Raw genomic sequence first — 12,587 nt, forward strand, 5'->3', positions numbered from 1 at the left:
GTCATCCACCGTCAATTACAGAATCGTCAATTACGGGACCGTCCACGCACCGCCCGCAACATCCGCCGGAGCGCCCCGGTTCTGGTACCGGGGCCGCCATGGAACAGGCGCAGGGCCGCCAGCATCAGCGCGTCGTCGCTTTCGCGCGGAGCGTCGAAATGCGGGCGCAACCGCCCCCTGCGCACCGAGACGGTCTTCACCTGCGTCATCTCCAGAAGTCCTTCGGCACCACGGGTGACGCCCCAGCCGCTGGCATGCCGTCCGCCGAAGGGCAGGCGCGGGTCGGCAGTCGGCACGATCAGGTCGTTGATCGTCACCGTCCCGGCATCGATCCGTCCCGCCAGTTCCCGCGCCTGCGCCACCGGCCCGAAGACCGACGCCCCCAGCGCATAGGGGCTCTGGGCCGCCGCCTCCAGTGCCTCCTCCATGTCATGCACCGGCACCAGCGACAGGACAGGGGCGAAGATCTCCTCGCGCAGCAACGCCATCCCTGGCCGCGCGTCGGCGAGGATCAGCGGCGTCATGGCGGGGTCCTCATCCTCCGGCACATTCCCCAGCGCACGCGCCCCCTCCGCCACCGCATCCCGCGCCAGGGTGGCAACCCGCCGTCTGGTCGGCAGGGGCACCGGCACCTGCGGGATCGCGGCGGCCTGACGGACGAGGGCATCCTCCAGCCCTGCGGCCATCCCGCGCGGCACGAAGACCCGCCGTGGCGCGATGCAGGTGGCGGAGCCGTTGAGCCGCAGGCCGAAGGCCAGCGCCCGGGCGACCTGCTCCACCTCCGCGCCCGGCAGAACGAAGACGGCATCGTTGCCCGACAGCTCCATCGTCGAGGGCACCAGATGGCGGGCGAGTTGTTCCGCCACCGCCCGGCCGGTGTCGGCAGATCCGGTCAGCACCAGCTTGTCGATGCCGGCCGCGATAGCTTCTGCGACTGCCCCAGCGGACTCGTCCAGCACCCGGAACAGTCCCGGCGGCAGGCCGGCCTCCTCCAGCCATTCCCCCAGCAGGACCATCGGCGCGCCGCATCCCGGCGCCGGCTTGACCAGCACCCTGTTGCCGGCCGCCAGCGCCTGGACCGCCTGCACGCCCGGCAGCAGCAGCGGGTAGTTGGACGGCCCGACGATCAGGACCGCGCCGACTGGCTCCCGCCGCACCTCCGCCTCCACCCCGAACAGCCAGAGCGGGCGCCCGCGCCGGCCCAGCCGCCTTGGCGCCAACAGGCCGGCCGCCTCGCGTTCCAGAAACCGGCAGGCCTCAGCCAGCGGCAGGATTTCGGCGCTCACGCTTTCCGCGACACGTCGGCCCGGTCGTGTTTCCAGTGATCGCACGAGCCTTTCGGCATTAACCGCGATGCGGTGGCGAAGTCCGCGAATAACCGAAAGTCGTAGTGAAACACCTTGGGCGTTCCACGCCGTATAATCGGCGGATTGCCGATACCTTTCATTTCTTACCGAAAGGGTTACGACATCAGGAGAAGGGCTGTTGTTGCGATCCATTTTCGACCCGGCTTCGTAACCATGACGACAGAGTTCGGCAGCGCAGGAGCGTTTGGCAAGCGGATGGAACGACAAGTCGTGATCATCGGCGCGGGACCGGGCGGATTGGCATCCGCGATGCTCCTGGCGCTTACGGGTGCGAAGGTGACGGTGCTGGAACGGCAGGACCGTATCGGCGGCCGGTCGGCCGGCTTCTCGATGGACGGATACCGCTTCGACACCGGACCAACCTTCTTCCTCTATCCCCGCATTCTGGAGGAGATCTTCGAGGCCTGCGGACGGCGCCTGTCGGACGAGGTCGACCTGATCCGCCTCGACCCGCTCTACCGTCTGGTGTTCGAAGGCGGCGGCGAGTTGCGCGTCCAGGCCCAGATGACGGCGCTGATGACGGAAATCGCCAAGCTCAGCCCGCGCGACGCCGAGGGTCTGCCGCGCTTCCTTGCCGACAACCGGGCGAAGATGGAACGCTTCCGCCCGGTTCTGGAATCCGACTTCTCCAGCCCCTGGGCCCTGGCCTCGCTGCCGATGCTGAAGGCGTTGGGCAGGCTGTCTCCGCACCGGTCGGTGGACCGCGACCTGTCCCGGTATTTCCAGGACCCGCGCATCCGCCTCGCCTTCTCGTTCCAGAGCAAATATCTGGGCATGTCGCCCTTCCGCTGCCCCAGCCTGTTCACCATCCTGTCCTTCCTGGAGCATGAACACGGCGTCTTCCACCCCCGTGGCGGGACGGAGGCGGTGATGGAGGCGATGCGCCGCGTGGCGGAAAGCCTGGGCGTCACCGTGCGGCTGAACGAGACGGTGCGCCACATCAGGTTCCAGGGCCGCCGCGCCGTCGGCGTGCGGACGGAGGCCGGCGATTATCCGTCCGACGCGCTGGTCATCAATGCCGACTTCGCGCGGGCGATGACGACGCTGGTGCCCGACGACCTGCGCCGGCGCTGGAGCGACGCCCGCCTCGCCACCAAGAAATTCTCCTGCTCCACCTTCATGCTTTATCTGGGCATCGAGGGCAGGGTGGACGGGCTGGACCACCACACCGTCTATCTGGCGGAGGATTACGCCCGCAACCTCGCGGAGATCGAGGAGTGCCGGGAACTGCCGCGCCGCCCGTCGATTTACGTCCAGAACGCCTGCGTCACCGATCCGGAGATGGCGCCGCCCGGCGGCAGCACCCTCTACATCCTGGTGCCGGTCGGGCACCAGCGCGGCCACATCGACTGGAAGGCGGAGGCGCCGCATTACCGCCGGCTCGTGCTGGACCGGCTGGCCGGCTTCGGGCTCGGCGATCTGGAGCGTCGCATCCGGGTGGAACGGGTGGTGACGCCGGCCGACTGGGAAAGCCGGTTCGCCATCCATCGCGGCGCCACCTTCAATCTGGCGCACAGCCTGGACCAGATGCTCCACCGCCGTCCGCGCAACCGGTTCGAGGATTTGGACGGCGTCTATCTGGTGGGCGGCGGCACCCATCCCGGCAGCGGATTGCCGGTCATCTTCGAAGGCGCACGCATCACGGCACGGCTGCTGGCTCAGGAACTGGGCCTGCCGACGCCCTGGCGCACGAAGACCATGGGTTTGTCCGGCATGCTGCGGCAGGCCGTTGCAGGGGGGATGGCATGACGGATCGGATCGCGGTGATCGGCGGGGGCCTGGGCGGGCTGGCGGCGGCGGTCGTGCTGGCGGCGCGCGGGCACAAGGTGACCCTGCTGGAAAGGAATGCCTGGGTCGGCGGCAAGGCGGCGGTGCTGGAGGACAGCGGCTTCCGCTTCGACATGGGGCCGACCATCCTGACGGTGCCGCGCGTCCTGCGCCGCATCCTGGACGAGGCCGGCTGCGACCTCGACCGCGAGTTGGAGATGGTGCGGCTGGAGCCGCAATGGCGCTGCTTCTTCGACGACGGCACGGTGCTGGACCTGTCGGAGAATGTCGGGACCATGGCGGCCGAACTGGACCGGCTGGCCCCCGGACGCGGGGCGGGGGAGGGCTATCGCCGCTTCCAGGCGATGTCGGAACGGCTGCACGGCATCTCCGAACGCTTCTTCTTCTGGAAGTCGGTGGAGGATTTGGGCGATACGCTGAACTTCCGCAACAGCTTCAACGCCAGCACCCTGTCCGACGTGCTGGCCCTGCGGATGGGCAGCACGGTGGCGGGCACCATCCGCAACCATGTGCCGGATGCGCGGGCGGCGCAGATGCTGGACCATTTCACCCAGTATGTCGGCTCCTCCCCCTACGGCTCGCCGGCGGTACTGTGCGCCATCGCCCATATGCAGACCAATGATGGCGTCTGGTATCCGATGGGCGGCACCCGTGCCGTGCCGGCGGCGCTGGAGCGGGTGGCGCGGCGGCTGGGCGTCGACATCCGCACCGACACCGGCGTCCGCCGCCTGCAGGTGGAGCGCGGGCGCGTGGTGGCGGTCGAGACCGACGGGGGCGATCGCATCCCGGTCTCCGCCGCGGTGTCGAACATGGATTCCGTCCGGACCTACCGGGAGCTGGTCGGGGGTCAGCCGGCCAAACGGTTCGCCAGACGACGCAGCTACGAGCCGGCCTGTTCCGGCGTGGTGTTCTATCTGGGGCTGGACCGCGCCTACGATCACCTGCTGCACCACGACTTCGTCTTCTCCCGCGATCCGGAGGAGGAATTCGACTGGATCTATCGTCAGGGGGAACCGGCGCCCGACCCGACCTGCTACATCGCCGCCCCGGCCCGCACCGAGCCGGGCGTCGCGCCAAAGGGCGGCGAGGCGCTGTATGTGCTGGTCCACACCCCCTATCTGCGCGAGCGCCATGATTGGAGCCGCATGCTGCCGGCCTATCGCCGCGTGGTGTTCGACAAGCTGAAGCGCACCGCCGGCATGCCCGATCTGGAGGACCGCATCCGGGTCGAACATGTGCTGACGCCCCAGGACATCCACGACCGCTACAATGTGCTGAACGGTGCCATCTACGGCTTGGCGAGCCACGGCCGCTTCATGGGCGCCTTCAAACCCGGCAACCGTTCGCGCGATGTGGAGGGGCTGTATCTGGCCGGCGGGGCCGCCCATCCGGGGCCGGGCATGCCGATGGTGCTGATGTCGGGCTGGATCGCCGCCGACAGCCTGGACCACGACCTGCGCGGCAGCGCCATTCGCGCCGTGGCCTGACGGAAGGCGACGGGAGGTATGACGGAAAGGATGCCCGACGATCCGGTTGCGTTACGGTCGCGGCTGCTCTGCTGGTTCTTCGGCGGAGTGATGGCCCGGCGTTTGCGGCGCGGCTTCCATGCCGTGCGGCTGGCGCGGCCGGGTTGGCCGGTGCTGCCGTCGGGACGGCCGGTCATCGTCTATCTGAACCACCCGTCCTGGTGGGATCCCGCCCTGCTGATCGTGATGGGGACCACCCGGTTCCGCGGCCGGCCCGGCTTTGGGCCGATCGATGGGGAAATGTTGCGCCGCTATCGCTTCATGCGCCGGATCGGGCTGTTCGGGTTGGAACCCGGCCGCGCCGGATCCGTCACCTTCCTGCGCAATGCCGAGCATATCCTGGCCGATCCGCGCGCGATGCTGTGGATCACCGCCGAGGGCGCATTCACCGATCCACGCCGCCGCCCGGTGACCCTGCGGCCGGGAATCGCCCATCTGGTCCGCCGTGCGCCCTCGGCCCTGGTGGTGCCCCTGGCCGTCGAATACCCGTTCTGGGACGAATGCACGCCGGAGGCTCTGCTCCGTTTCGGCGAGCCGATGGATGCCGCCTCCTTCGCCGAACTGCCGGTGCCGGAGATCGCGGCGGATCTGGAAGGGCGGCTGGAGATGGTGATGGACCAGTTGGCGCTCGACGCGCAAAGCCGCGACCCGGCGCGTTTCCTGACGCTGATGGAGGGAACGGTGGGGGTCGGCGGCGTTTACGACCTGTGGCGCCGGGCGCGGGCCTGGGCCGGCGGACGGGCATTTTCCGCGGCACACAACGATGGGCAGGGGCGGATTCAGCGGCGGGAGGTGAAACGGCCATGAGCGTCATCGACCTGATCGCCGGCCTGTCGCTGGCTCTGGCTCTGCTGCCGCTGGGGCAGGGGATGCTCAACCTGTATCTCTATCGCCGTCCGACCACCGCGCCGCCGCTGGGCACCGCCGTCAGCATCCTGATCCCCGCCCGCAACGAGGAGACCGGCATCGCCGCCGCCGTCGATGCGGCGCTGCTCAGCCGCGGTGTCGAGGTGGAGGTCGTGGTGCTCGACGATCATTCCACCGACCGCACGGCGGAGATCGTCCGAGCCATCGCCGCCCGTGACCCGCGCGTCCGGCTGGAACCCGCACCGCCGCTGCCGCCGGGCTGGTCGGGCAAGCAGCATGCCTGTCAGGTGCTTGCCGGTCTGGCACGCTATCCCGTGCTGCTGTTCCAGGATGCCGACGTGCGGTTGTCCCCCGCCGCGGCCCGCTTGACCGCCGGCGCCCTGCTGTCGGGCGGGAACGGCCTGATCAGCGGCTTCCCGCGCGAGGAGACCGGGACGCTGGCCGAGGCGCTGGTGATCCCGCTGATCCATTTCCTCCTGCTCGGCTACCTGCCGATGGCGGGGATGCGGCGCTCGACCGACCCGCGCTTCGGCGCCGCCTGCGGCCAACTGATCGCGGTGAGGAAGGAGGCTTATCTTCAGGCCGGCGGCCATGCCGCCATCGCCGCCTCGCTGCATGACGGGGTGACGCTGCCGCGCGCCTTCCGCCGGGCCGGGCAGGGCACCGACCTGTTCGACGCCACCGGCCTTGCCCGCTGCCGGATGTATCGCGGCTGGCGCGAGGTGTGGTCCGGCTTCTCCAAGAACGCGACGGAGGGGATGGCGACACCGGCCGCCCTGCCGGTCTGGACCCTGCTGCTGTTCGGCGGCCATGTGCTGCCCTGGATGCTGTTGGGCTGGGCGGCTCTGCACCCGCTGCCCATGACGGCGGTCGTCATAGCGGGGTTGGCGGCGATGGCCGGGGTGATCTTCCGCCTGCTGCTGGCCGTCCACTTCCGTCAGAGCGTCGTCGGCGCCCTGCTGCACCCGGTCGGCATCCTCATCATGCTGGCGATTCAATGGTCGGCGCTGCTGCGCGCGCGCCATGGCAAGCCGGCGGAATGGCGGGGTCGGGCCTATCCGGCCGGGCCGGGACCGGAGGCGCCATGACGCCCTGGCTGCGCCGGAACGGGCACCGCATCTTCCACCCGCTGGCCGGGGCCGACGCCGCCACGCTGGCGACCGTGCTGCGCGACGGCGGCGGTGTCGGGCTGCTGCACCTGCACCGCGTAGCCACCGCGCTGGGGGCCGCCGCGATCCGCGCGCCGCTGGACCTGCTGGAGCAGCGGCGGGTGAAGCGGCTGGCGAGGCAGGGCAGGACCGCCGGACCGCCGCCGCTGTTCATCCTCGGTCACTGGCGCAGCGGCACCACCCATCTGCTGAACCTGCTGGCCCAGGACCCGCGCTTTGCCGCCCCCGATCCGCTGGCGGTCGGCCTGCCATGGGGCTTTCTGGGCTTGAGTTCCTTCTGGCGCTCCCGGCTGGAGGAATGGCTGCCGCCCGACCGAATCATCGACGCCATGCCGGTCGACCCCACCTCTCCGCAGGAGGACGAACTGGCCCTCGCCCTGATGCAGCCGCTGTCCTATTACCACGGCATCTTCTTCCCCAAACATCTGCGCCGCGCCTTCCGCCGGGGCGTGCTTTTCGAGGATTGCCGCCCGGAGGCCGTCGACCTGTGGCGCCGTCGGATGGCCCTCTACCTGACCAAGATGCAGATCAATTACGGCGGCCGGCGCCTGCTGATCAAGAATCCGGCCCACACGCCCAAGCTGGCGGAACTGCTGGCCCTACGTCCCGACGCCGTCTTCGTCCACATTCACCGCGATCCATACGAGGTCTTCAGCTCCACACGCCGCATGTTGCTGACCCTGCTGCGGGAGTTCTCGCTGCAATCCTATGATCCGCGGGCGGTGGACGGTCTGGTGCTGGACCTCTACCCGGCGATGATGGCGCGGTTCGACCGCGACCGGGCGCTGCTGCCACCCGGCCGGCTGGTGGAAATCCGCTATGACCGCTTCGTCGCCGACCCGCTGGAGACGCTGGGCGAGGTTTATGACGGGCTTGCACTCGGCCCGTTCGAGCCGGTACGGCCGCGGGTCGAGCGCTACCTCGCCGACGTCCGCGACTACCGCCGGGCTCGTCACGACCTGGAGGACCCGGCCCGCAGCGCCGTGCGCCGGCGCTGGGCCTTCGCCTTCGACCGCTGGGGCTATTGAACCGTCAGGCTTCGCCGCGTTCCTCGCGCTTTGCCTGCTGCCACAGCGCTTCCATCTCGTCCAGCGTCGCGTCCTGCGGCTTGCGCCCCACGGTGGACAACAGCGCCTCGATGCGGTGGAAGCGGCGTTCGAACTTGGCGTTGGTGCCGCGCAGCGCCGCTTCCGGCTCCACCTTCAGCCGGCGGGCGAGATTGACCAGCGCGAACAGCAGGTCGCCCAACTCGTCGGCCACCCGTTCCTGAGCCGAACCGGCGTCCATCTCCGCCCGCAACTCCCGCACCTCCTCCTCGATCTTGTCGAGGATGTCGCGGGCATCCGTCCAGTCGAAGCCGACGCGCGCCGCGCGGTTCTGCAGCTTCAGCGCGCGGGTCAGCGCCGGCAGCCCGGCAATCACGCCCTCCAGCGCCGACGGCGCCCGGCCTTCCTCGGCAGCCTTCGCCGCGCGCTCGGCCGCCTTGTGGTCCTCCCAGCGCGAAGTTTGATGGTCCGACGATTTCACCTCTTCCGGTCCGAAGACGTGGGGGTGACGGCGGATCATCTTGTCGGTGATGACGCCGGCGACCTCGTCGAAGTCGAACAGTCCTTCCTCGCGGGCCATCTGGCTGTAATAGACGACCTGGAACAGCAGATCGCCCAGTTCCTCGCGCAGGGCGACCTTGTCGTCCTTCTCGATGGCGTCGGCGACCTCATAGGCCTCTTCGATCGTGTGCGGCGCGATGGAGCGATAAGTCTGCTCCAAATCCCACGGACACCCGCCGTCGGGATTCCGCAGCCGCGCCATCACGTCGAGCAGCCGGTCGATGTTGCGGGTCATGTCGTGCCGTCTCCGATTGCGGGGAGGGGAAAGTCCGCGACGATAGCGGACGGGCGCCGACGGGGGAAGGTTCGCGGCATCGGCACTGACATTCCTACTTTGCGGGCGCTCATTGAACACATAATCCACATTATGGAAATTTATCCCTCCCGCACCGCAGCAATCCAGCCATGCGGCAAGCAGAGCCGCAGGCGCACTCTGCCCCTTGCCAAAATTCGATAGCAAACCTATTAAATAGGAATGCTACAAGATAAGCCTCTACGCCTTCCTCCCAATTTCGGCCTGCACCTGTTCCGCGCCTCCCATCTGTGGCGGCGGGCGGCGAACAAGGTGCTGGCGGACAGCGGGTTTTCCACCTCGGCCATCGCGCCGCTGATGCTGCTGGCCGAACTCGGCGACGGGTTGCGGCAGCGCGAACTGGCGGAGGAGATGGCCGTGGAAGGCCCGTCGCTCGTCCGCCTTCTCGACGGGCTGGAAGCGGCCGGGCTGCTGGAACGGCGCGAGGATGCCTGCGACCGCCGGGCGAAGACCCTGCACATGACCGACGCCGGCCGTCAGCTGTTGGTTCAGGTGAACGAGGCGTTGAACGACGTCCGCCAACGGCTGATGGCAGAGGCGACGGAGGCCGATGTGGAGGCCTGCTATCGCGTGCTATCCATCATCGAGGCCAACGCCAAGCGTGAACAGACCTGACCGCAGCGTGTTTTCCGGGGGCGTGTTTTCGGAACAGCGCCACGGCCGGCACCGGCCGCGCTGCGCCTCCGGTCGCATCGCACGCGGTGATCGAGGAACCCTGACCGTGACATTCCTTCCTTCCTTCCGGGCCATGGCCCGGATCGCCGTGACCCTGCTGGTGACCGTGGCGGCGGTCGGCGGCGGACTGTGGCTTTGGGATTACTATATGAATGAGCCCTGGACCCGAGACGGCCGCGTCCGCGCCGACATCGTCCAGATCTCCTCCGACGTCGCCGGTCTGGTGACCGACGTGCGGGTGGCCGACAACCAGCTGGTCCGCAAGGGCGAGGTGCTGTTCGTCGTCGATCCCGGCCGCTACCGGCTGGCGGAGGAGCAGGCGCAGGCCAACCTCGACAGCGCCAAGGCCGAGCTGGCCTATCGCACCGCCGAGGCACACCGGTACGAACAGTTGGGCAACAACGTCGTCTCGACCGCCCAGCGCCAGGAGGTGATGTCGGCGATGGCCAAGGCGGCCGCCGCAGCCAAGCAGGCGGAGGCCGCACTCGACCTCGCCCGCTTCAACCTCGGCCGCACGGAGGTGAGGGCGACCGTCGACGGCTATGTCACCAACCTGCAGATGAAGGCCGGCAACTATGTCGCCGCCGGGCAGGCGGTGGTGGCGCTGATCGACAGCCATTCCTTCTATGTCATGGGCTATTTCGAAGAGACCAAGCTGCCGCGCATCCGTGTCGGCGCCCCTGTGTCGGTCCGGATCATGGGCGTGAGCACCGAACTGCGCGGCCGGGTCGACAGCATCGCCCGCGCCATCGTCGACCGCGACCGGGCGGAGGGCACCGGGCTGGTCGCCAACGTCAACCCGACCTTCAACTGGGTGCGGCTGGCCCAGCGCATCCCCGTGCGCATCGCCCTGGACGAAGTGCCGGAATCGCTCCAGCTGGTTGCCGGGCGCACCGCGACGGTGTCGGTGGTGGGCGCGCCCGACGGCACGCCGAAGGTCGCCCAGCTGCCGGCCGGGCAGTGAGCGCGCGCCGATGCCCAAGGCCCCTACCCTCGACGAGCTGGTCTTTTCGCTGAAGTCCTTCGCCGCCTCCATGCTGGCGCTCTACATCGCGTTCGGCATGGGGCTGCCGCGTCCCTTCTGGGCGATGCTGACCGCCTATGTGGTGTCGAGCCCGCTGTCGGGCACCGTGCGGTCGAAGGCAGTCTATCGCGTCGCCGGCACGGTGGTCGGCAGCATCGCCGCCGTCGTCCTGACGGTGGAACTGGTCAATGCGCCGGAGTTGCTGTCGCTGGCGGTCGGGCTTTGGGTCGGCGGCTGCCTGTTCATCTCGCTGCTGGACCGCACGCCGCGCAGCTACGCCTTCATGCTCGCGGGCTACACCGCCGGGCTGATCGTCTTCCCGGCCGTCTCCAATCCGGAGGCGATCTTCGACACCGGGTTGGCGCGGGTGGAGGAAATCATCCTCGGCATCGTCTGCGCCACAGTCATCCACAGCGTGATCCTGCCGCGCGGCATGGGACCGGTGCTGCTCGGCAAGCTCGACGCAGCCCTGCGCGATGCGGAACGCTGGACGCTGGATGCTTTGGACGGGGTCGGGATGGACGCGCGCCTGCGCGACCGCCACAAGATGGCGACCGACCTGACCGAATTGCGGGTGATGACGACCCATCTGCCCTACGACACCTCCGACCTGCGGTGGATGACCCGGCCGATGCGGGCCTTGCAGGACCGGATGGTCTATCTGCTGCCGGTGTTGACCGCGGTGCAGGACCGGCTGATCGCGCTGCGCGGCCCGCAGGGCGAACTGCCCGCCGATGTGGCCCCGGTTCTAGCGGCGACACGCGGCTGGATCGCCGCCGGCGCCGATGCCGATCCGACGGAGGCCGGGCGGCTGATCGGCTGGCTCGATCGGCTGGAGGCGGAGGAGGCGGGGCGGGCATCGGCCGGCTGGCAGGCGGCGACACGCTTCAGCTTCATCCGGCGCCTGCGGTCGCTGGTGGAGATCCACCGCGACTGCCGGGACCTGCGGGCACACATCGCGACCGGCGACCGCGACCTGCCCGACCATCTCGACCCGCTGGCCCGCAAGCGCTCGCGCGGCGTTTTCCATCTGGACCAGGGCATGGCGGCATGGTCGGCGGCGGCGGCCCTGCTGGGCATCACCACCGTCTGCGCCTTCTGGATCCTGACCGGCTGGTCGTCGGGGTCGGCGGCGGCGATGATGGTGGCGGTGTTCACCTGCTTCTTCGCATCCTTCGACGACCCGGTGCCGGGCATCCGCCTGTTCCTGGTCTACACGCTGGCGTCCATTCCGCTGTCGGCCTTCTATCTGCTGGTGGTGCTGCCGTCCTTCGACAGCTTCCCCATGCTGGTGCTGTGTTTGGCGCCGACGCTGGTGACGCTGGGCATCTTCGTCGCCCGGCCGGCGACGATGGGCAAGGCGATGGCGCTGATCTTCGGCGTCGGCGGTTCTCTCAGCCTGCTCGATACCGGAAACGGCGATTTCGCGTCCTTCCTGAACAGCAGCACCGGGCAGATCGTCGGCATCGTCACCGCGATGCTGGTCACCCGCATGTGCCGGTCGGTCGGCGCGGCCTGGAGCGCGCGGCGCCTGCTGCACATCGGCTGGCGCGAGATCGCCGATCTGGCGCGGATGCGCGGGGTGCCGGCGAATGACGGCTTCGAAAGCCGCATGCTGGACCGCGTCGGGCTGCTGTCGGCCCGGCTGGCGCAGGCGGGCGGATCGGTGGATGTGGACGCCATCGACGCCGTGCGGGACCTGCGGGTCGGGCTGAACGTGGTGGAACTTCAGCGGGCCCGCCCGGTTCTGGGGCCGGCCGGCGGGGCGGCTCTGGAGCGTCTGCTGCGCGGTGTCGCCGGCCATTTCCGCGCCCTGTGCGCCAAGCGGCCCGACCCGGCGCCGGCCGGGCTCCTGGACAGCATGGACGACCTGCTGTCGGCGATCGACGACGCCCCGCCCTGCCCCGAGCGCGACCGTGCGGTGGTGGCGCTGGCCGCCCTGCGGCGCGCCCTGTTCCCGGACGCGGCCCTGGAGGCGCAACCGATTGCCCCGGATGGCACCCACAAGTCATTGCGACAGGAAAGGGCACGCGCATGATCGGCGAAATCGACGTCTACGGCCTGTTCCTGCCGCCCTTGCTGATCCTGGCGGTGGTGGCCTGGGCTGTGTCGGCGCTGCTGCGCCGGGGGCTGCGCGCCATCGGTGCCTATGGCTGGGTCTGGCACGCGCCGCTGTTCGACTTCGCGCTCTATGTGCTGGTGCTGAGCGGCCTCGCCGGCCTGTGGTCGATCTTGTCCGCCTGAAATCGTC

Annotated in this window: 11 protein-coding genes; 9 read left to right on the forward strand and 2 right to left on the reverse strand. The window is 69.3% G+C overall.

Annotation, left to right across the window (positions count from 1 at the left end; all coding sequences use genetic code 11):
* Positions 1–26: 26 nt before the first annotated feature.
* Complete coding sequence (locus tag FZ938_RS24385; RefSeq protein ID WP_246457201.1) at positions 27–1,499, reverse strand: aldehyde dehydrogenase family protein; 1,473 nt, start codon at positions 1,497–1,499, stop codon at positions 27–29.
* A gap of 63 nt (positions 1,500–1,562) precedes the next feature.
* Between FZ938_RS24385 and crtI the strand changes: the two genes are divergently transcribed.
* Genes crtI through FZ938_RS24410 form a run of 5 tightly spaced genes read left to right on the forward strand, consistent with a single transcriptional unit; the run spans position 1,563 to position 7,745 of the window.
* Entirely contained in the window at positions 1,563–3,116 is a 1,554-nt protein-coding gene (crtI, locus tag FZ938_RS24390; RefSeq protein ID WP_149201001.1) for a phytoene desaturase family protein, read from the forward strand.
* A complete protein-coding gene (locus FZ938_RS24395; protein WP_149201002.1) occupies positions 3,113–4,642 on the forward strand; it encodes a phytoene desaturase family protein in 1,530 nt (509 codons plus the stop codon). The genes crtI and FZ938_RS24395 overlap by 4 nt, the downstream gene beginning before the upstream one ends.
* 30 nt (positions 4,643–4,672) lie before the next feature.
* Complete coding sequence (locus FZ938_RS24400) at positions 4,673–5,488, forward strand: lysophospholipid acyltransferase family protein (RefSeq protein WP_149201003.1); 816 nt, start codon at positions 4,673–4,675, stop codon at positions 5,486–5,488.
* Positions 5,485–6,636 carry a glycosyltransferase family 2 protein gene (locus FZ938_RS24405; RefSeq protein WP_149201004.1) on the forward strand — a complete coding sequence of 384 codons (1,152 nt, stop codon included), beginning with the start codon at positions 5,485–5,487 and terminating at the stop codon, positions 6,634–6,636. Before FZ938_RS24400 ends, FZ938_RS24405 begins: the two co-directional genes overlap by 4 nt.
* The gene (locus tag FZ938_RS24410; RefSeq protein WP_149201005.1) at positions 6,633–7,745 is read left to right on the forward strand and encodes a sulfotransferase family protein; all 1,113 of its coding nucleotides are present in this window, start codon (positions 6,633–6,635) and stop codon (positions 7,743–7,745) included. Before FZ938_RS24405 ends, FZ938_RS24410 begins: the two co-directional genes overlap by 4 nt.
* A gap of 4 nt (positions 7,746–7,749) precedes the next feature.
* On the opposite strand, the gene mazG is transcribed toward FZ938_RS24410, so the two are convergent.
* Positions 7,750–8,559: a nucleoside triphosphate pyrophosphohydrolase gene (gene mazG, locus FZ938_RS24415; RefSeq protein WP_149201006.1), complete on the reverse strand. Its 810-nt coding sequence runs from the start codon at positions 8,557–8,559 to the stop codon at positions 7,750–7,752.
* Between the two features lie 240 nt (positions 8,560–8,799).
* Here mazG and FZ938_RS24420 point away from each other — a divergent pair, with 240 nt between their 5' ends.
* The 4 genes from FZ938_RS24420 (at position 8,800) to FZ938_RS24435 (ending at position 12,580) form a co-directional block, all read left to right on the forward strand.
* Complete coding sequence (locus FZ938_RS24420; RefSeq protein WP_149201007.1) at positions 8,800–9,252, forward strand: MarR family winged helix-turn-helix transcriptional regulator; 453 nt, start codon at positions 8,800–8,802, stop codon at positions 9,250–9,252.
* A 106-nt stretch (positions 9,253–9,358) separates the two neighbouring features.
* Positions 9,359–10,276, forward strand: coding sequence for an efflux RND transporter periplasmic adaptor subunit (locus FZ938_RS24425; protein WP_246457199.1), 918 nt, complete (start codon positions 9,359–9,361; stop codon positions 10,274–10,276).
* 10 nt (positions 10,277–10,286) lie between these two features.
* On the forward strand, positions 10,287–12,374 hold the full coding sequence (locus FZ938_RS24430) for an FUSC family protein (RefSeq protein ID WP_149201008.1): 2,088 nt from the start codon (positions 10,287–10,289) through the stop codon (positions 12,372–12,374).
* Complete coding sequence (locus FZ938_RS24435; RefSeq protein ID WP_149201009.1) at positions 12,371–12,580, forward strand: DUF1656 domain-containing protein; 210 nt, start codon at positions 12,371–12,373, stop codon at positions 12,578–12,580. Before FZ938_RS24430 ends, FZ938_RS24435 begins: the two co-directional genes overlap by 4 nt.
* Positions 12,581–12,587: the final 7 nt, after the last annotated feature.

This window comes from Azospirillum oryzae (genome assembly GCF_008364795.1).
GTDB lineage: Bacteria > Pseudomonadota > Alphaproteobacteria > Azospirillales > Azospirillaceae > Azospirillum > Azospirillum oryzae.